Consider the following 19,010-nt stretch of genomic DNA (forward strand, 5'->3'; position numbering starts at 1 on the left):
GACGTCCGCTACCGGCTCCGCAGCGCCGCGGTCGCTGCGGCGTCGACCCGGAAGTCCTCGTCGATGACGACGCGGTACCCCTGCTCCGCGGCCTCGCGCGTCACGAATCCGTTGCGCACGTCCCGCGCGATCGCGTCGTGGTCGCGCTCCAGCGGGTCGCCGTATCCGCCGCCTCCGCCGGTCGCGTTCACGAGCACTTCACCGGCCTCGAGGCGGTTGTAGCTGCCTCCCTGCCAGACCTCCTGCGGCGTTCCCGGGTTCAGGATCACGGCGTTCGGAACTCCTTCGCCGCCGCCCGCGATGGGCCACGGCTTCGTCTGCGTCTTGTACGCGATCATGATGCCGGTGCCCGGTGCGGTGAACCGGTATGCGCGGGAGATGCCGACGCCACCGCGATGCTTGCCGACGCCGCCGCTGTCCGGACGGTATCCGTAGTGCTCGAGGAACAACGGGGTGCGCATCTCGAACACCTCGACCGGGGTGTTCCGGCAACCCGGCTCGGAGAGGTGCATGATGCCGTCCTGGCCGTCATGCGTCGCGGTGCCGCCGAACCCCACGGCCTCGTTGCTGCCGTCCTGCCAGAGCTCCCCCGTGCGGGGATGCGTCCCGAGTCCGATGAACGCCCCGACGTCGCCGCCGGAGCAGGCCGGGATGAGATCCGGCATCCCCTGGGCGAGCGCCTTCAGGACGACTTCGCCCGCCAGGATGCCGGTCCACAGAGTGAAGGTGGGCATGGGCGGCAGCGCGTGCACGACCGAGCCCGGTTCCGTCACCACGCGCATCGGCGCGAAATTGCCGGCCACGACCGGGGAGTCGGGCGTGGTGAGCGACTTGAAGATCAGGCAGCACGCCGCCTCGGTCATGCCGAGCGGCACGTTGACCGGCCCCTTCACGCCCTTCGCGCTGCCGGTCCAGTCGATCACCATCTCCTCGTCGGTGACGGTGACGGTGCATTGCAGCTTCACCAGCTCGCCGACGTCGACGCCGTCCTCGTCCACGTAGTCGACCGCGGTCCACGTGCCCTTCGGCAGCTTCGCGACCGCGAGCCGGGCCAGGCGCTCGCCGTGCTCGTTGATCGCCGCCATCGCCGCGGTGAGCGTCCCCGCGCCGTACTTCTCGGCGAGCTCGCGGGTGCGCTTGACGCCGGTGAAGCACGCCGAGACCTGCGACTGGATGTCGCCGAGCGTGGCGCGAGGCCGGCGGCTGTTGAACTTGATGATGTTGATGACGTCGTCGTTCTGCACCCCCCTGCGATACAGCTTCGACACCGGGAGGATGAGACCCTCCTGCGAGAGGTCGGTCGAGTCGAGCACGTAGCCCGGGTCCTTCTGGTTCAGGTCGACGACATGCACGCGGCAGGTGACGAAGCCGATGAGCTCCTCCCCGTGGTGCACGGGCGCGAAGACGAGCGGATCGAGCACGTGCGCGCTGGACCAGTAGGGGTAGTTGACGATGAAGACATCGCCGGGATCCATCGCGTCCTTGCCGAGGAAGTCGATCGAGTGCTTCAGCCCCGAGTCGTTGCCGCGGGTGAAGACGGCGACGCCGGGGGTGTCCGCGACGACGTTCCCGTCCGCGTCGTGGATCCCGATGCCGTAGTCGTGCACCTCGTAGACGACCGTGTTGTAGGCCGTGCGGCAGAGGTTGCGGGCGATCTCCTCGGCCGCGGCGAGCAGGCCGTGCCGGATGATCTCGGTGGTAATCGCGTCGACCATGATCAGGCGCCTTTCGCTGCGGTGCGGACGGAGATGACGAGTTCGCCGTAGCGGCCGACCTCGAGCCGGTCGCCGTGATGGAGCACGGTGGTGGCGGTGTGCTCGGTGACCACGGCGGGGCCCTCGAGCACGTCGCCGGCGAGCATGTCCTCACGAGCGACGAGCGCGTACTCGACGAGCTCGTCGCCCGGCAGGACGACCGTGCGGGTGCGGCGCGCGAACGCGCTGCCGTCCTCGCGGAACGCCATGCCGGGAAGGTCCGGCTTGTCGACGACGCCGACGGCGGTCAGGCGGAGCGTCGTGACCTCCACCGCGTCGTCCATGACATGCCCGTACTGCCGTTCGTGCAGCTCGTCGAAGTCCGCGCGGATCGCCGCCCGCGGATCGCCACCGCCACGGTAGGCGACGGCGACCGAGTGCTCCTGACCCTGGTAGCGCACGTCGAGCGCCCGGTGGAACAGCCGGGATCCCGGGGCGAACCCTTCCGACTCCAGCAGCTGCGCGGCCTCGCGCTCCATCTCCGAGAAGACGGCGTCCGCGGTCGCCGGGTCCATGCTGTCCAGCAGCTGGACGTTGGTCCTCGCGAAGTCGTGCTGCACGTCGGCCATCAGCATGCCCAGCGCGGAGAACGCGCCCTGCCCGGGCGGCACGATGACCTCCGGGATGCCGAGTTCGCGCGCCACGTCGACCGCGACGAGGCCGCCGCCGCCGCCGAAGGAGAGCAGCGAGAAGTCCTTGGGGTCGTGGCCGAGCTCGATCGAGATCGCGCGCACCGCCCCCATGATCTTCGTGTTCGAGATCTGCACCATCCCGCGCGCCAACTGCGTGACCGAGAGGCCGAGCTCGTCGGCGATCGGGGTGAGCGACGCCACGGACTTGTCGCGATCGAGCGTCAGCTCGCCGCCGAGCGGGGTGTCGGTGCCCAGGTAGCCGATGGCCAGGGCGGCGTCGGTGAACGTCGGTTCCGTGCCGCCGCGACCGTAGGCCGCCGGGCCCGGCAGCGCGCCCGCGCTCTTCGGACCGACCTGGAGCGCTCCGCCCGCGTCGAGGTAGCCGAGGGATCCGCCACCCGCGCCGATCGTGTGGATGTAGAGCGAAGGGGTGTTGATCGGCAGGCCCTCGAACTCGGCCCCGTGGTAGAGCACGGGCGATCCGTCCAGGACGAGGGAGGCGTCGAGGCTCGTCCCGCCCATGTCGATCGTGATCAGGTTGGGCCGGTCGATGAGCTTGGAGAACCCGGCCGCACCCACCACGCCTCCGGCCGGCCCGGAGAGGATGAGGTTGACGGGCTGCTCGCGTGCGGCGGAGGCGGTCATCGCCCCGCCGCCCGAACGCGACATGAGGAAGCGCCCGTCGAATCCGCGCCGCTCCAGCTCGCCTTCGAGCGCCTTGAGGTAGCTCCGCATGATCGGCTTGATGTACGAGTCGAGGACGGCCGTGCTCGTGCGCTCGTACTCGCGGTACTCCCGGGACAGCTCGTGCGAGAGGGTGACCTCGACGCCCGGAGCCTCCTCGTTGAGGATCTCGCGCATGCGCTGCTCGTGCGCGGGCGCGACATAGGAGTGCAGGAAGGCCACGGCCACCGCGGCGTAGCCGCGGCTCGCGATCTCGCGCGCCACGGAGCGGGCGTCCGCCTCGTCGAGAGCCGTGAGGACGCTGCCGTCGAAGTAGCTGCGCTCGGTCACCTCGAACGTGTCGTAGCGCTCGAGCAGCGCGGCCGGCTTCCGGTAGGCGATGTCGTACATCGCCTTCCGATCGGTACGGCCGAGCAGGTAGACATCGCGGAAACCGCGTGTCGCGATCGTCGCGATGCGAGCGCCGGTCCGCGTGAGCAGGGCGTTGAGACCCAGCGTGCTGCCGTGGTTGAACATCGACACCTGCGCGGGATCGGCCTCCGCCTTGTCGAAGGCGGCGAGGACGCCTCTGGTGGGTTCCTGGGGCGTCGTCGGCACCTTCTCGAAGCGCAGCTCCCCGGTGCCGGGGACCAGCTTGACGACGTCGGTGAACGTGCCGCCGACGTCGATGGCGACGCGAACGTTGTCTGACATGGGTTCTTCCTCTGGGATCTCTTGGGTGGACGGAGACGGACCGTCAGCCCCGGGTGATTCTCTGGTCGACGCGGTAGACCCGCCCGACGCCGATCTCCGCGTCCGCCAGAAGCTCGGCGAGCTCCGGTGCGGTGCGCGAGCGGAGGGGGTGGTCGAGCCACTCCTGGTAACCGTTCTCGTCCGGCCACTCGGCCGTGACGACGACCTCCCCGGAGCCGTCGGCGGCGACGGCGATGTCCGAGCTGACCTGCCGGGTGAGGTTCATCGACTCCTGCAGGATCTGCTCCCGCCGGTAGAGCTCGAGGATGCGCTCGACCTGGTCGGGGGTGGCGCGGAGGGTGAGAACTGAGCGATACATGGGATCTGGAACTCCTCGAAAGGGTGTCTGTGCAGCCGAACGTGCTCGACTGCTGCGACGGTATCCCTCGGTTCGCGCGCGCCGTTATGCAAGGTGCACAGCCGGAGCGGCCGTGCGGGTGCCCTTCGGCGGTCGATGCGCCTATTCCGTGGTGCGGCGGCTCGCCAGCGCGGCCAGCAGCATGTGCAGCGGCAGCACTTCCTCCGGAGTCGACAGAGCGAGCCCCAGCTCTTCCGCCCGTCGGATGCGCGCTTGCACGGTGTTGCGGTGCACACCCAGCATCTTGGCCGCGCCCGACACCGACCCGCGGCAGGAGAGGAAGGCCACCACGGCCTCGATCACCTCATCCGCGCCGGGATCCGCGAGCAGCTGCGGCACCATCACGCCGGCGAGCTGCTCCGCCAGGTCGACGGGCAGCAGCCGGCCGAGAAGACGCGAAGGGATCTCGCCGAAGACGAGCAGCCCGCTCGCCGCGTCCGCGCGCCCCGGTGCGGCCTGTTCTCCGGCCAGACGTGCCGCGAGCCAGGCCTCTCGCACGCTGTCGACGACCTTCTCCGGGCTGCGGTACCGCCGGGACGCACCGGCCCTGACTCCGAGACCGCGCAGCGCGTCGAACTCGGTCCGGAGCTCGGCGATCGAACGCTTCTTCGCGCCGCCCTTGGTCTGGGCGAACGCGAGCCAGCCGTCGGCGACCCTGGCCAGCGGCATCCCCGGGAATCTGCTCTGCCAGATCTGGTGCACCGCCGGACCGAGCCGCTCGGCGTCGTCGGCGAGGATGCACACGGCGGTGTACGGCCCGTCCAGCGGCCACCGGACCAGCCGCTCGAGCGCGAGCCGGCTCGGATCGTCGATCGACCCCACCCGCGGCGATCCCGTCAGCGCCGCGACGGTGAGGGGCGGCAGGGACTCGAGGACGGACTCGAGGCGCGACGCGTTCAGCAGCGCTCGCACCGAGGGCACCGCCGCCTGGAGCACCTGTGCGGCGTAGTCGCTCTCGTGCTCCGCCGCGTCCACGGTGAGCCGGTCCGGGCTCCTGTCGCCGAGGGAGATGGGGGCCGAGACCCGATGCGACGACCCGGAGGCCGGCGCATCGCCGTCGGCCCGGGTGACGCGGAAGGTGACCGTCCCTGCGGACTCGATCCGCACATCGCGCCCGCCGAGTTCGCGCGAGATCGTCTCCAGCGCGGACTCCAGCGTCTCCGCACGCGCCACACGCTCGGTGAAGGCCTGGACCCGCGCGATGGATCCCGCCCGCGCGAGCCCGATCTGCAGGCCCACGTCCAGGGCGAGCCGGGTCGCGTCCTGGCGCATGCCCAGCAGCGACACGTCCAGCCGGCGCGCGAGCTCGACCGCGGTGTCGGTGATCGAGGGCTCCGGCACGATCAGCGCGCTGGCCCGGCGCTCCCACGCATACCGCAGCGCCGCGGAGATCATCCACCCGCCCATGGCTGCACGGTCCGAGAGCACGATCACGGTGTCGGGTCCGACCTGGGTGATGTCCTCGATGTCGGCGATGAGTGCGAGATCCTGGACCCGCACGGTGGTCTCGGAGAGGTGGAGGACGTCGAGACTACGCAGGCTGCGCGCCTCCAGCACATCCCGCAGCTCCACCGGTCCGTTGAGTTCGCGGTTCATGTCGTCCTCCGCCCTGCCCCGCCCGCCCCGAACAGGTTCAACGCCGTCGGCCCGCCCAGGCGCAGCCCCTCGGGGGTGTACCACGGCGTCGCGGCCGGCATCACCACGATGTCGACCACGTTGCCCGTCCACAGGTCGTCGAGGGTGGCGACGCCCCCATCGAGAGGCCGCATCATCGTGATGATGTCCGGTACGACCGCGCGCACGGCACCGTCGACCATCATCATCAGCATCTCGTTCTTCACCTCGAGCTGGACGAGTCTGCCCTGGGACTCCTCGACCAGAACCACGCTGGCGGGTCGTTCGATCTCCCCCGGCGTGGCCGGCCGGGCGAGCCAGGCCCCGTCTCCGACGCGCGCCCGGAGGATCTGCTTCACGCCGACCGCCCGGCGCAGCGCGTCGTGCTTCTGCTCCGTTTCCAGCGGCGAATCGAGGATCTGTCCCATCCTGATCAGCCGGGTGATGCTGCCGAGCACCCCGGTGCGGGCGAGCGTGCTCGCCGCCATGGGATACGTCGCGGTGGCCGCCCAGCCGCCGTACTCTCCGGCGAGCGCCCGCAGGATCCGCTCCGCGCGCAGCGGATCCGACACGTTGACCACCGCCGACTCGCCCGTCGCTCCTGCCGCGGCCACCGGTCCGACCGGAAGACCCGCGAGCGTGAACACGGTCTGGTTGACGAGCGGGAAGATGCGCCCCATCGGATCGGCATCGACGATGGGCAGATCGGTCTGCATGCCCACCAGCAGAGGGATGAGCGCGTTGGCGCTGCCGGCCGCCAGCGGGAAGATCCCCTGGACCGGCCTGCCGAGAGACTCCTCGAGGACCCGGAGCGCCGCGACGAACTCGTCGCCGACCGGCCGCAGATCCGACATCGGGATCCCGTTGTTCACGAACCCGACGGACACGACGAGGGCGTCGTCGTCGAGGTCGCCCACGTCGCACAGCTCCGGACCGGTGTCGTAGGCCTCCATGTGGGCGAGCACCCGCTGGGTCTCCTCGGCGCACCAGTCGGGATCCGCGGTGCAGGAGTTGAAGATCGACCCCGTCTTCAGGTGCAGGATGTCGTCAGTCGTGAGGCGCACGGCGCTCACCGCCCCGTAGCCCGTCATCGACGGCGCCGGCCACGCCGCGCACCCGCACCGACACCACGCGCGGATCCTGGTACGTCGATGCGACGACCCGCGAGTCGATGATGCGGACCTGAGAGGGAGACGCCCCGAACGACACCAGCCGGGTCCGCACCCGGGCCTCCGCCGCCGACAGCGCCTGGCGGATGTCGTCGGCGTCGGCGATGATCACGGAGCGATCCGCCCACTCCGCCAGCGGGCTGACGGCCGCGCCGAGCGCGCACAGGTCGACCTCCGCCCGGTGCGCCCCCGGGAGGTCCTCGCCGTACCCGGGGGCCGCGACGACCGGATACGCCGGCGCCCGGCCCGGCGCGACGGCGGGCACGGGCATCACATGGGCGGCCTTGCTCGCCAGCATCCCGCCCGCGTCCTGGAACTTCGCCCGCACGGCGGGCACGCCGTCGATCATGTCGCCGAGGAAGCTCCCGGCGGAGCCGACCACGGCGAGACGGCCGGAGTCGATGCCGCTGAGCGCCGCCGCCCCGACGAGCTCACCGGCACGGGCCGCCGCCATGGAGTGCACCGGCGTCACGGTGAGCCGCGTGAGCGGCACGCAGCCGCCGTCGTTCGACGCGGCGTAGAGCCGGGCGTGCGGGAGCCGCACGCTCGCCGCCAGCGCCAGCGACGTCGCAAGCGACTCCGCGACGGGGATCAGCGAGCTGTTGATCACGGCCGTGCGCTCCCGGGTCCCGAAGGATCCGCTCTCGAAATAGTGCGAGTATCCGACGCTCGCGGGAACCGCGTTCTCCAGCAGGATCCGCCCCGCCTCGATCTCATGCGACGAATTGACGAGCGATCCCACGCTCGTCACCACGTAGCGGCCGCCGGGTCGGGAGTTCGCGGCGATGTCGCGCAGCGCCGCCGCGTCGAACGGGACGAGTTCCTCACCGAGGTTGGTGTGGCCGCCGGAGACGTGCACGATGCGCGCCTTCGAGAGGCTGCTCTCGCCTTCTCTGAGCTCGTGCGCGCGGTCGACCGGCGGTCGCGGCGCGATGCGAACGACGGTGACGGGCTCCGGCCCCGACCGCAGCACCGCGCTGACGTCGACGGTGAGCGAGACGACCGCCTCGCCGTCCGCCTCGGGCCCCTGCACACCCGGTGGGCGATCCGCATCGCCGGCGAATTCGGCCAGCAGCCGGTCGAAGGCGGCGGAGATCCCGTCCGCGCCGACCGGGACCTCCCGCATCCGGTATGAGCCGTCCGACCGGACGGAGACGCCGGAGATCAGCGCGTCCGTGATACGAAGCCCGAGCCGGATGATGCCCTCCGATCCCTTCCCGGCGGGAACCCCCGCGGCGGAGACAGGATGCGGCGGCGTCACTTCCGCCGCAGTCGCTGCAGCAGCAGACTATCGGCCGCGACCGCGAGAAGGATCAGGGCTCCCGTCACGACCTGCTGGTAGGTCGTGTCCCAGCCCATCAGGTTGAATCCGTTCGCGATCACGGTCAGGATCATCACCCCGACGGCCGTGCGCCACACGGCGCCGGCACCGCCCATGATGCTGGTGCCGCCGATGACGACCGCGGCGATTGCGGTCAGTTCGATGCCCGTCGCCATCGCGGGCTGCGCGGAGCCGGCACGGGAGGCGAGCACCATCCCCGCGGCAGCCGCGCAGAAGCCGCTGATCGCGAACGCCGAGATGTGGATGAGCGGGGTGCGCACGCCGCTGAGACGCGCCGCCTCCGCGTTGCCGCCGACCGCGTAGATGCGACGGCCGAAGGTGGTCCTCCCCAGCACGACGCCGAAGATCACGATGGCGAGCACGAACAGCAGCGTCCCCGCCGTGACACCGAGGAAGAGCGGCTGGGTCCAGACGCGGAACCCGGTCAGCTGCGTCGCGGCCGGCGACACGATGGCTCCCCCGGTGAGCACCACGGCGATGCCGCGGTAGATGATGCTCATCGCCAGGGACCCGATGAAGGAGTGCACCCGCGTGACGACGATCATGAGGCCCGTGATCGCGCCGAGGACGGTCCCGGTGAGCAGCGCCAGGACGAAGCCGATCGCGACCCCGAACGCCTGGGTGAAGTACACACCCGCGATCGCCGACATGGCGAGGTTCGCGCTGGCGGAGAGGTCGAAGACCCCGCTGATGATGCAGATCGTGGCGCCCACCGCGATCAGGCCCACCACGACGGTCTGGTCGAGGAGGTTGACGATGTTGCCGGGGGTGAGGAATGTGCTCGTCGCCAGGCTGAGGTAGATCACGATGACGATCAGGCCGGCGAGAACGCCGAAATCCTTGAAGTCGACGCGCAGGCGGAGCTTCGGGACGGGTGCCGGTGCGACGGCGAGGGTCTCGGTCTTCATGGTGGTTCAGTTCTCCTTAGAGGAATGCGGCGGTCATGACCTCGTCGGCCGAGGCCGTGCGGTCGAACTCGGCGACGATCCGGCCCTTCTTCATCACCACGACCCGATGCGAGAGCGAGAGCACCTCCTCGAGCTCCGAGCTCGCGACGATCACCGCGGTGCCCGCCGCGGCGAGCTCGAGGATCAGACGGTGGATGTTGGCCTTGGCGGCGACGTCGACGCCGCGCGTCGGCTCGTCGATGAGGAACACGGCGGGCGGATCGACCAGCCACTTCGCGAAGAGGACCTTCTGCTGGTTCCCGCCGGAGAGGGCTCCGACCGAGACGTTCTGCACCCGTCCGCGGATGTCGACGGCCTGGATCGCGCTGTCCACGATGGCGCGCTCGCGCACGGCCCCGATGAAGCCGGCGCGCTGCCTCCTGCCGAGCGACGGCAGAGCGATGTTGTCGGATGCCGACCGCCCGAGCACGAGCCCCTGGTCCTTGCGCGATTCGGGGACGAGGGCGATGCGACTCCGGATCCCGGCCCTGACCGAGTTGCGGCGCACCTTGCGTCCCTCGACCCAGACCTCGCCCGAAGTGACCCGGTCGCCGCCGAACACCGCGTTCAGCGTTTCGCTCCGGCCGCTGCCCATGAGGCCCGCGAGGCCCAGGATCTCGCCCCTGCGCACCTCGAACGAGATGTCCGAGATGCGGTGGTTGCCGAGTCCGCTGACCCGGATCGCGACCTCCGCATCCGCCGCCACCGGCTCCGGGCTGCGTTCGAGCGCCTCCATCTGCCGGCCCACCATGAGGCTGACGAGGCTGTCGGCCGTGTAGCCCGCGGCGTCGTCGGTGATGATCTGATCGCCGTCGCGGAGCACCGTGATCCGGTCGGCGAGGCCGAGGATCTCGTCGAGGAAGTGGGAGACGATGATGATCGTGGTCCCGCGCGCGGCAAGCTGGCGCAGCACGCGCAGGAGGTTCTCGGTGTCCTGCTCGCCGAGCGCCGCCGTCGGCTCGTCCAGGCAGAGCACTTGGGAGCCGCGCGCCAGCGCCTTCACGATCTCGACCTGCTGCGCCTGCCCGAGCGACAGGCTCGACACCGGCGCGTCCAGATCGAGGGCGAAGCCGACGTCGCGGATCAGTCTCTCGGCGTGCGCGCGATCGGCTCCGGTGCGCGCGAAGCCCGCCGTGTTCCGCCACCGGCCGAGGAAGATGTTCTCGAGGACCGAGCGCTGCGGCACGAGCGCGAGCTCCTGGGCGATCAGCGAGACGCCCAGATCGATCGCGTCCCGCGGGCTGCCGATGCGCACCCGCTCCCCGTCGAACGAGACGGATCCGGCGTCGGCGACGACCGCGCCGCCCAGGATCTTGAGGAGCGTGGACTTGCCCGCTCCGTTCTCGCCCAGGAGCCCGTGGATCTCCCCGGGGACGATGGTGAGCGAGACGTCCCGCAGCACCGAGGTGCTGCCGTAGCTCTTGCCCACGTTGTCGAGCACCACCGTGGGCGCGGTCACCCGGGCCGCGGGGGCGTCGGTTGTCGATGTCATGGTCGGCTCTTCTCCGTTGAGGACGCCATCCGGGTGGGGCTGCACGGCCCCACCCGGAGGAGGAAGGGTTTACTCGTCGTACCCCGACACGAAGGCGAGCTTCTTCAGCGCGTCCTGGGTGCCCATCGCCTTGTTCGGCGCGAGCTCGCGCTCGTCGGTCGCCGTCGGGACGGTCTTGCCCTGGAAGTGCTCGATCCCGTACTTGGCGGCGGTCTCGCCGCTCTTCGAACCGTCGATGGCCCAGATCGCGTACCACTCGCCGTTGACCACGTGCTGGACCGCGGACTCCGGGCTGCCGTTGCCGATGAACTTGATCTTGGTCTTGTCGCCGCCGGCGAGCCAGGCACCGGCGATCGCCTGAGTCGAGCCGATGACGACGTTCACCTTGGGGTTGGACTGCGTGATGTTCTGGTACGCGGTGCGCCCCTGGTCCTGCGTGTACCCGCCGGTCACCGTCGGCAGGACCTTGACGTTCCCGCCGAGCGCCTTCAGACCGCCGACGACCGCGTCCGTGCGGGCCTTGTCGAGCGGAAGCGACGGCGCGCCCTCCATGTAGGCGACCTGGCATTCGCCGGAGACGTCCTTGCAGGCCATGCCGGCGAGCTTCGCGAGGTCCTGACCGTTCGCGACCGGCGAGTACACGACGCTGATCGCGCCCTGGACCTGCGGGTCGATCTTGGTGAAGTCCGGGCCCACGGGGGTCGACTCGACGACCACGGTGATGCCCGCCTTGACCGCCCGCTCCAGCGGCTCCTGCACGGCGAGGTTGTCGTTCGCCGTGATGATGATCACATCGAACTGCTTCGAGGTGATCGCGTCGTTGATCTGCTGCACCTGGGCCTGGCCGTCGAACTGACCGTCGACCAGGGTGGCCGTGCCGCCCATCGCCTCGGTCTCCTTCTTGACGCCCTTGAAGATCCCCTGGGTGTAGGAGTTCGACGCGGCGTATCCGAAGAAGCCGACCTTGACCGGGTGGCCTCCGGCGGCGCCCGAAGGCTGGGCCGCCCCACTCGAGGCCGAGCAGCCGCTCAGCGCGAGAAGGCCGAGGGCGCCGGCGACGATGCCGGCGCGGACGCGCCGCGAGACGTGAAGTTTCATGCTGATACTCATTTCGGTTGGGGGTGTTCGGGTCTGCACGCGAGGTGCGCTCAGCCGGGGTAGCCGTAGTGCGTGCGGGCGTGCTCCGCAGAGATGTATCCGTTGTCGACGTCGTAGCGGACGGCCTGTGGATCGCGGTCGGACGGGTCGCCGTAGCCGCCGCCCCCGCTCGCCGTGAGGCGCACGATGTCGCCCTTCTTCACCGGCAGGTTGTTCGCCTTCAGCATCCGGCGCTCGTCGGGGCGGCCGGGGTTGATGACGACCTCCGGTCCGCCGCCGGAGTGTCCGCCGAAGAGGCCCCACGGCGGGGTCTTCGAGCGCTCGAACCAGAGTCCGATCGAGCAGTCGGTGAGGAACTCGTACTCCCGCATCGCGCCGTTCCCCCCGCGCCACCGTCCCGGTGCGCCCGAGTCCTGCGCGATCCGGTACTGCGTGATCCGGAACGGGAACTTCGTCTCGACCATCTCGATCGGCAGATCCTTGATCGAGCCGTTGACGCTGTTGATGAGAGCCGATTCGCCGTCGGATCCCTCCCATGCGCCCCACCCGCCGAGAGTCGCCTCCTGCGACACCCAGTTGCGGCCGTAGCGCGGGTCGAAGCCGAAGGTGTTGATGACCATGGAGTCCCCGTGCGACGCGGCCACGACCCGATCCGGCATCGCCGGAGCGAGCGCCCTGGAGACCATGTCGATCAGCAGTCCCAGGTGGGAGAAGTACCACTGGCAGGCGGCCGGTGCGACGGCGCCCAGCACCGATCCTTCGCGCACCTTCGTGCGGAGCGGTCGGAAGGATCCGCCGTTCGAGTTCGTGTCAGGGCTGACCAGCAGCTTGTACGCGACGCGCAGGGCCGAGACGGTCTGCGCGACGCCGCAGTTCACGGGTCCGCGGGTCTGATCGGCCGACCCCGTGACGTCGAACTCGATCGAGCCGTCGGCGACGGTGATCTTCAGTGTGATCGGGATCGGGGTGTCGAGATCGATGCCGTCGTTGTCGAGCAGCCCCTCGGCCTCGTAGACGCCGTCCGGGATGCCCGCGACCGTCGCCCGCTCGAGCTCCTCGGTCTGCCGGAAGATCTCGTCGCGCGCAGCTTCGACCGCGTCGATCCCGTAGCGGGTCACGATCTCCTGCATGCGGATGCCGCCCATGCGCATCGCCGCGACCATCGCGTTCATATCGCCGATGGTCTGGTACGGGAAGCGCACGTTGGTCTTGATGAGATCGACGACCAGGGTCTCCTCCCCGGCCTCGCGCAGGCGCACGGGGCCCATCCGGAACCCCTCCTGGAAGATGTCCACCGAGTCCATCGACCCTCCGACGTCCTTGGAGCCCATGTCCATCCAGTGGGCCCGGGTGGCCGAGAAGCCGACCAGCTCGTCGGCGACGAAGATGGGCGCGAAGATCGTGACGTCGTTCAGATGGGTGCCGCCGAGGTAGGAGTCGTTGAGGATCCAGACGTCGCCCTCCTTCCACACGTCGCGGCCGTACTTCTCCTCGACTGCCAGCGAGCAGGTCTCGAGGTTGCCGAGGAACAACGGCAGGCCGGCGGACTGCCCGAGCACCTGGTGGTGGGCGTCCAGCAGCGCCACGACGCAGTCGCCGCCCTCGTAGAGGATCGGGGAGAAGGCCGAGCGGATGAGGGTGGCGTTCATGTCGTCCGCGGCGCTCGTGAGGGCGTTGCGGATGATCTCGACGACGACCGGATCGATCCGGTTCCGGGTTGCGATGGGCATGTCAGGCGGCCCCTTCGATCTCGAGGTTGCGGATGATGAGCGCGCCGTGCGGATCGACCGTCACCGTGAAGCCGGGCGGGACGACCGTGGTGGCGGTCGCCTCGAGCACGATCGCGGGGCCAGGGAACGTGTGTCCGGCCGCCAGCTCCTCGCGCTCGACGATGAGGGCGTCCTGCGGCACCCCGTCGAAGACGACAGGGCGGATCTCGGAGGGGAAGTCGCTCGACCGGGCGACGGCGATCCGGGCCGCGTCGGTGCTGTCGAGCTCCCCCGTCACTCGTGTGCGCAGCGTCACCACTTCGATCTGAGCGCCGTAGTTCGCGTGTCCGTAGCGCTCCTCGTACTGGGTGGCGAAGCGGCGGGCGAGCGCGTCCAGGAAACCGGGCTCGAGCGGCTCGGCGGCGGAGGCCAGCGGGACCGTGAGGAAGAACTCCTGCGACTGGTAGCGCACGTCGACGGAATGCTCGGCAACGCGGCGATCCGCCGGGATGCCCTCCTGCTCGAGCGAGTCGACCGCGCCCTGCTCCATCTCGCGCAGCGTCCGGCTCATGTCCGCGAGGTCCAGATCCTCGTCCAGGAAGAAGTAGGGCTCCGTGAAGTCCTTGCGCACGTTGCTCTGCAGCATGCCCCAGGCGGAGAACGCACCGGGGAAGCGCGGCACCACGGTCTCGGCGATGCCCAGCTCCTTGGCGAGGAAGACGGCGTGCATCGCGCCCGCGCCGCCGAAGGCGACGAGGGCGAAGTCGCGCGGTTCGATGCCGCGGGAGATCGTGATGGTGCGGATGGCCTGCGCCATCTGCGAGTTGGCCACGGCGCAGATGCCCTCAGCGATCTCGATCAGCCCGAGGCCGAGACGGTCGCCGACCGACGCGAGCGCGGCTTCGGCCGCGGCCCGGTCGAGGACCATCTGCCCGCCGGCGAAGTTGTCGGCGTCGACCCGGCCCAGCACGAGATTGGCGTCCGTGACGGTGGGCTCGACACCGCCGCGCCCGTAGCACGCGGGCCCGGGATCAGCCCCGGCCGAGCGGGGCCCCACCCGCAGGCCGCCCGCTTCGATCCAGGCCACGGACCCGCCGCCGGCTCCGATGGTGTGGATGTTCACGACGCTCATCAGCATCGGCTGCCCCTCGAGCGTCGCCTCCGTGGAGACGTCAGGCACGCCGTCGATGATGAGCGAGACGTCGAACGAGGTGCCGCCCATGTCGACCCCGATGAGGTTGCGGGTCGAGAGGGTCTCGGTCAGCTTCTCGCAGCCGATCGCGCCGCCGACCGGGCCGGAGAGCAGGGTCTGCAGCGGCCGCTCGCGCGCGGAGCGCGCCGTGAGCACTCCCCCGGAGGACTGCATGATGTGCAGGGGGACGTCGACGCCGCGGCCGGCGAGCTGCTCCTCGAGATCGACGAGGTAGTTGCGGACGACGGGTCCCGTGTACGCCTCGACGACCGCCGAGGAGGTGCGCTCATACTCTCGCCATTCCTTGGCGGATTCGTGCGACAGGGACACCGTGAAGTCCTCGCCGAGCACCTCGCGCAGGATCTCGCGTGCGCGCAGTTCGTGCGCCGGGTTCTTGTAGCTGAACAGGAAGGCGACGGCGACCGCGCCGTATCCGCCTTCCCGTGCCCGCCGGCCGGCCGCGCGGACCGCGTCCTCGTCGAGCGGGGTCAGCTCGCTGCCGTCGTACTGCAGACGACCGGGGATCCCGATCACGTCCTTGCGCTCGATCAGCGGCCGCGGCTTGCGGTACTGGGCGTTGTACAGCTCGTAACGGGGCCCGCGCGCGATGTGATAGCTGTCCTGCACGCCATCGGTGGCGAGGAGCAGGACGTCGACCCCCCGTCGTTCGAGGAAGGCGTTCAGGCCCTGGGTCGTGCCGTGCACGATGAAGTCGATCTCCGACAGATCGCCGACGAGCGATCCCATCCCCGCGAGAACTCCTCGGCTCAGTTCACCGGGGGTGGTCGACGCCTTCGTCGCCCGGTATCGCGCAGTCTCCTCGTCGTACGTCACGATGTCGGTGAAGGTCCCGCCGATGTCCATCGACACCCTGTAACTGCTCACGCGCTGCCTCCTTTGGCACTCGGGTAAGAAGCACCCTAGGAGGGCCTCGATCGCAGATTCGGGCATTTTGAACAATCTCATCTCCCCCAGTCATGCGCTCTGCACAAGAAGGTCGTCGAAACCGACTTACCGTGAGACCCATGACTGCAGAACCGAACCTCGGCACCTACGGATCCGCCCGCGTCGCGAACGGAATCGTCTTCACCTCGGGCAAGATCGGCCTGGACGAAGACGGCCGGCGACCGGAGGAGTTCTCGGACGAGGTCCGTGCCGCGATCGCCGACCTCGACAAGACCCTCCGCGAGCACGGATCCGACCTGACCGCCCTGCTGCAGGTGCACTGCATCCTGAGCGACATGGACCGCTTCGCGGAGTTCGACGCCGTCTACCGCGAGCTGATCCCCGCCCCGGTGCCGCCGCGTTTCACCCACGGCGGAGACCTCGTGCAGGACTTCCGCTTCGAGATCGTCGCCGTCGCCGCTGTGCGCAGCTGACGCGGATGATCGCCGTGGAGATCCCTCCCCGCATCGCGGACGACCGCGCGGGCGCCGTGCAGCGCGGCGTCGATCTCGCCGTGGCGTTGACGGACGCCCGCGCGAATCAGCTCGACCCCGACGGATTCGCGCAGCTCGCCCGCAGTCTCGCGACCGAGCTCGGGCTCGGCATCCGCATCACCGCGGGAGATCGGCTCGCCGCCGAGGGCTTCGGCGGGATCGTCGCGATCGGGGCCGGTTCGTCGCATCGCCCTGCACTGGTGGAGCTGTGGTGGGCCGGCGCGGCCACCGACCCTCAGGCGCCTCCGCGCGGGGCGATCGCGCTGGCGGGCAAGGGGATCACCTTCGACAGCGGCGGCCTGTCGATGAAGGACCCGGCGGCGATGTACGGCATGCACACCGACTGCGCGGGAGCGGCGGCCGTGCTCGGCGCGATCGTCGCACTGGCCGAGCTCGGCTGCGACACCCCGGTGTACGCGGCGCTGCCCCTCGCCGAGAACATGCCGGGCCCCGGTGCGGTCCGTCCCGGTGACGTCGTCCGGATGCGCAACGGCATCGGGCTCGAAATCGTGGACACGGACTTCGAGGGCAGGGTGGTCCTGGCGGACGCGCTGGCGCTGCTTCAGGAGTCCCGCCCCCGGGCGGTGATCAGCCTGGCGACCCTCACCCTTCAGGCCGTCATCGCCCTCGGGCCCGAGATCGCCGCGCTCATCGGTCGCGATGACGCGCTCGCCGGGCGCGTGCTGGCCGCCGCCGCACGCGCGGAGGAACCGATGTGGGCGTTGCCCTGGGCCGAGCGCTACGCGTCGCAGATCCGGTCGATCGCCCCCGGCGCGACGTATCGCAACCATCCGCGGGCGGACTCCGGTCGGGCGATCACCGCGGCCCTGCTCCTCGGGGCGTTCCTGCCCCCCGAGACGCCCTTCGTCCACGTCGACTTCGCCGGCCCGGCGGTCACGATGCGCGACGGCGCACCCACGGCCACCGGCTACGGCGTCCGCACCCTCATCGAACTCGTGACAGAGTGGCCGGGGCTCGACTGAGCCGCATCGACCGGGCCCTGCCGGCCCCCGAATCCAGAGAGCACCCGAAGATGCCCGCATTCCCCGTGTCGCGGATCCGCGCCCAGTTCCCCTCCCTCCGTGAGGGGAGCGCGTTCTTCGACGGGCCCGGAGGAACGCAGACCCCGGAGTGCGTGGCGGCGGCGATCCGCGACGCGCTCGTCGCCGCGGTGTCGCAGCGCGGACGGAACTCCCATTTCGCCCGCGGCGCGGACCGGATCGTGAACGCGGCGCGGGCGGCCATGGGCGACTTCCTCCACGTGTCTCCCGAGGCGGTGGTGTTCGGCCGCAGCGCCACCCAGCTGACATTCGACTTCTCCGCCGCGATCGGCGAGCTCCTCGACTCCGGCGACGAGATCGCGCTCAGCCGGCTCGACCACGACGCCAACGTCGCGCCGTGGCTTGCGGTCGCGGAGGCGAAGGGCCTGCAGGTCCGGTGGATCGACTTCGACCGGACGACCGGGGAGATCTCCCTCGACGACGCCGCCCGTGCCATCACGCCGCGGACGAGACTCGTCGCGATCGCTGCCGCGTCCAACCTCCTGGGCACCACACCCGACATCGCCGCGATCGCCGGGATGGCGCACGAGGTCGGTGCACTGGTCTACGTCGACGCGGTGGCCTACGCCGCGCACGAGCTCATCGACCTGGACCGGATGGGTGCCGATTTCGTGGTGTGCTCGAGCTACAAGTTCTGCGGGCCGCACCTCGGGATCCTCGGGTCCCGCCCGGAGACGCTCCAGCGTCTGCACACCCGGAAGCTGCGGCCGTCCACGGAGCAGGTGCCGGAGCGCTTCGAGCTCGGCACCCTCCCCTACGAGCTGCTGGCGGGGGTGACGGCGACGGTCGAGTTCCTCGCCGGCCTCGTGCCCGCCGACCGGTCGCGTCGCGAGCGTCTCGAGGCGTCCTACCGGGCGATGCAGCACCACGAGGACGCACTGCGCGATCGCCTGCTCACGGGGCTGGACGCGATCCCCGGCGTGACGCGGATCGGCGTGCCGCCGGCGGCGACGCCGACCGTCCTGTTCGCGATCGACGGTGTTCCCGTCGACGAGGCGTGCCGCGTGCTGGGCGATCGGGAGATCATCGTCGGCGGCGGGACCTTCTACGCGTACGAGGCCGCCCGGTGGGCCGACCTCGGCGACGGCGGGATCCGTGCCGGGATCTCCCTCTACACCACCGTCGACGACATCGATCGTCTCCTCAGCGGCGTCCGCGACCTGGCCTCCCGGCGCCCCTGAACCGACCGACGCGGATCCCGCTCACCCGACCACGAGGAGCACCCGCGCGTCCACCGAGTCGACCGTCAATCGCTCCGCGCCGGATCGGGGCAGGATCAGGGCGTCCATCGCATGGGCGGTGAGGCCGTCTGCGCTCACACTGCCGGATCGGACCACCACCGCCTGCACATCCTCCGGAAGCGATCCCCTGCCGTCCAGGTCCGCGAACGCGAGGATCGGCGTCGCGGCTGCGCGGACGCGGGAGAGCACCAGGATCCGGCTGAGCTCCGCACGCAGCGTCGGGCGCCGGAACTCGAGGTGCGCCCCGGTCCGATGCAGGACCCGCTCCTTGCGCAGTCCCACCGGCGGAGCGGATCCGATCTCCACCTGCGGGCCGCCGATCCCGGCGATCATGTGCACCGCGTGGGGGCCGAGGCTCATGGTCCCGACCGGTCCGCGGAACTCGACCAGCTGGAGCACCCACGCGCCCCGGCCGTCTGTCCCCTCCGAGCCGCAGATCTCGCGCACCTGCCCGCCTCCCGCGACGAGGGAACGTCGCGGGAGGTGGCGCAGATGCGACAGCCGCGATGCGGCCGGCGCCGGCGCGAGGGGCAGTGACCGCATCGG

15 protein-coding genes and 1 pseudogene are annotated in these 19,010 nt (G+C 70.4%); 3 read left to right on the forward strand and 13 right to left on the reverse strand.

The genetic code is table 11. The features are described 5' to 3' along the window. Nucleotides 1-8 precede the first annotated feature (8 nt). From RBR11_RS16915 to RBR11_RS16965, 12 genes and pseudogenes are all read right to left on the reverse strand, one after another. Nucleotides 9-1,715, reverse strand: coding sequence for a hydantoinase B/oxoprolinase family protein (locus RBR11_RS16915; RefSeq protein ID WP_308490551.1), 1,707 nt, complete (start codon nt 1,713-1,715; stop codon nt 9-11). 2 nt (nt 1,716-1,717) lie between these two features. Continuing rightward, nucleotides 1,718-3,763: a hydantoinase/oxoprolinase family protein gene (locus RBR11_RS16920; RefSeq protein WP_308490552.1), complete on the reverse strand. Its 2,046-nt coding sequence runs from the start codon at nt 3,761-3,763 to the stop codon at nt 1,718-1,720. A 43-nt stretch (nt 3,764-3,806) separates the two neighbouring features. After that, complete coding sequence (locus RBR11_RS16925) at nt 3,807-4,121, reverse strand: putative quinol monooxygenase (RefSeq protein ID WP_308490553.1); 315 nt, start codon at nt 4,119-4,121, stop codon at nt 3,807-3,809. 141 nt (nt 4,122-4,262) lie between these two features. Next, on the reverse strand, nt 4,263-5,756 hold the full coding sequence (locus tag RBR11_RS16930) for a PucR family transcriptional regulator (protein WP_308490554.1): 1,494 nt from the start codon (nt 5,754-5,756) through the stop codon (nt 4,263-4,265). Continuing rightward, nucleotides 5,753-6,865, reverse strand: a complete 1,113-nt coding sequence (locus RBR11_RS16935) for a DUF917 domain-containing protein (protein ID WP_308490555.1) — start codon at nt 6,863-6,865, stop codon at nt 5,753-5,755. The genes RBR11_RS16930 and RBR11_RS16935 overlap by 4 nt, the downstream gene beginning before the upstream one ends. Further along, nucleotides 6,822-8,069 (reverse strand): hypothetical protein, encoded by a 1,248-nt coding sequence (locus RBR11_RS16940; protein WP_308490556.1) that lies wholly within the window; start codon nt 8,067-8,069, stop codon nt 6,822-6,824. Before RBR11_RS16940 ends, RBR11_RS16935 begins: the two co-directional genes overlap by 44 nt. Nucleotides 8,070-8,200: 131 nt before the next feature. Next, nucleotides 8,201-9,193: an ABC transporter permease gene (locus RBR11_RS16945; RefSeq protein WP_308490557.1), complete on the reverse strand. Its 993-nt coding sequence runs from the start codon at nt 9,191-9,193 to the stop codon at nt 8,201-8,203. Between the two features lie 16 nt (nt 9,194-9,209). Continuing rightward, nucleotides 9,210-9,983, reverse strand: a complete 774-nt coding sequence (locus tag RBR11_RS18395; protein ID WP_419956801.1) for an ATP-binding cassette domain-containing protein — start codon at nt 9,981-9,983, stop codon at nt 9,210-9,212. Between the two features lie 210 nt (nt 9,984-10,193). Continuing rightward, nucleotides 10,194-10,619 (reverse strand): annotated as a pseudogene (locus tag RBR11_RS18400) (ATP-binding cassette domain-containing protein); the annotation flags it as partial. A gap of 174 nt (nt 10,620-10,793) precedes the next feature. Continuing rightward, the gene (locus tag RBR11_RS16955) at nt 10,794-11,822 is read right to left on the reverse strand and encodes a sugar ABC transporter substrate-binding protein (protein ID WP_308490559.1); all 1,029 of its coding nucleotides are present in this window, start codon (nt 11,820-11,822) and stop codon (nt 10,794-10,796) included. 50 nt (nt 11,823-11,872) lie between these two features. Continuing rightward, nucleotides 11,873-13,552: a hydantoinase B/oxoprolinase family protein gene (locus RBR11_RS16960; RefSeq protein WP_308490560.1), complete on the reverse strand. Its 1,680-nt coding sequence runs from the start codon at nt 13,550-13,552 to the stop codon at nt 11,873-11,875. 1 nt (nt 13,553) lies between these two features. Further along, entirely contained in the window at nt 13,554-15,608 is a 2,055-nt protein-coding gene (locus tag RBR11_RS16965; RefSeq protein ID WP_308490561.1) for a hydantoinase/oxoprolinase family protein, read from the reverse strand. A gap of 140 nt (nt 15,609-15,748) precedes the next feature. On the opposite strand from RBR11_RS16965, the gene RBR11_RS16970 reads away from it, so the two are divergent. From RBR11_RS16970 to RBR11_RS16980, 3 genes are read left to right on the forward strand one after another with little or no spacing between them, the layout of a single operon-like run. Then, a complete protein-coding gene (locus RBR11_RS16970) occupies nt 15,749-16,102 on the forward strand; it encodes a RidA family protein (RefSeq protein ID WP_308490562.1) in 354 nt (117 codons plus the stop codon). Nucleotides 16,103-16,116: 14 nt separating this feature from the next. Continuing rightward, nucleotides 16,117-17,145 (forward strand): M17 family metallopeptidase, encoded by a 1,029-nt coding sequence (locus RBR11_RS16975; protein ID WP_308490563.1) that lies wholly within the window; start codon nt 16,117-16,119, stop codon nt 17,143-17,145. Between the two features lie 50 nt (nt 17,146-17,195). Further along, the gene (locus RBR11_RS16980) at nt 17,196-18,404 is read left to right on the forward strand and encodes a cysteine desulfurase-like protein (RefSeq protein ID WP_308490564.1); all 1,209 of its coding nucleotides are present in this window, start codon (nt 17,196-17,198) and stop codon (nt 18,402-18,404) included. 21 nt (nt 18,405-18,425) lie between these two features. Here RBR11_RS16980 and RBR11_RS16985 read toward each other — a convergent pair whose 3' ends face one another. Next, on the reverse strand, nt 18,426-19,007 hold the full coding sequence (locus RBR11_RS16985; RefSeq protein WP_308490565.1) for a hypothetical protein: 582 nt from the start codon (nt 19,005-19,007) through the stop codon (nt 18,426-18,428). Nucleotides 19,008-19,010: the final 3 nt, after the last annotated feature.

Source organism: Microbacterium capsulatum (genome assembly GCF_030865425.1).
GTDB lineage: Bacteria > Actinomycetota > Actinomycetes > Actinomycetales > Microbacteriaceae > Microbacterium > Microbacterium capsulatum.

Bases quoted from the DNA above. Each gene is read 5' to 3' on its own strand.
- RBR11_RS16945 (WP_308490557.1), bottom strand. From the start codon at position 9,193: ATGAAGACCGAGACCCTCGCCGTCGCACCGGCACCCGTCCCGAAGCTC.
- RBR11_RS18395 (WP_419956801.1), bottom strand. From the start codon at position 9,983: ATGGTGGGCCGGCAGATGGAGGCGCTCGAACGCAGCCCGGAGCCGGTG.
- RBR11_RS16915 (WP_308490551.1), bottom strand. From the start codon at position 1,715: ATGGTCGACGCGATTACCACCGAGATCATCCGGCACGGCCTGCTCGCC.
- RBR11_RS16985 (WP_308490565.1), bottom strand. From the start codon at position 19,007: ATGCGGTCACTGCCCCTCGCGCCGGCGCCGGCCGCATCGCGGCTGTCG.
- RBR11_RS16970 (WP_308490562.1), top strand. From the start codon at position 15,749: ATGACTGCAGAACCGAACCTCGGCACCTACGGATCCGCCCGCGTCGCG.
- RBR11_RS16925 (WP_308490553.1), bottom strand. From the start codon at position 4,121: ATGTATCGCTCAGTTCTCACCCTCCGCGCCACCCCCGACCAGGTCGAG.
- RBR11_RS16920 (WP_308490552.1), bottom strand. From the start codon at position 3,763: ATGTCAGACAACGTTCGCGTCGCCATCGACGTCGGCGGCACGTTCACC.
- RBR11_RS16960 (WP_308490560.1), bottom strand. From the start codon at position 13,552: ATGCCCATCGCAACCCGGAACCGGATCGATCCGGTCGTCGTCGAGATC.
- RBR11_RS16955 (WP_308490559.1), bottom strand. From the start codon at position 11,822: ATGAAACTTCACGTCTCGCGGCGCGTCCGCGCCGGCATCGTCGCCGGC.
- RBR11_RS16930 (WP_308490554.1), bottom strand. From the start codon at position 5,756: ATGAACCGCGAACTCAACGGACCGGTGGAGCTGCGGGATGTGCTGGAG.
- RBR11_RS16940 (WP_308490556.1), bottom strand. From the start codon at position 8,069: ATGCGGGAGGTCCCGGTCGGCGCGGACGGGATCTCCGCCGCCTTCGAC.
- RBR11_RS16980 (WP_308490564.1), top strand. From the start codon at position 17,196: ATGCCCGCATTCCCCGTGTCGCGGATCCGCGCCCAGTTCCCCTCCCTC.
- RBR11_RS16935 (WP_308490555.1), bottom strand. From the start codon at position 6,865: ATGACGGGCTACGGGGCGGTGAGCGCCGTGCGCCTCACGACTGACGAC.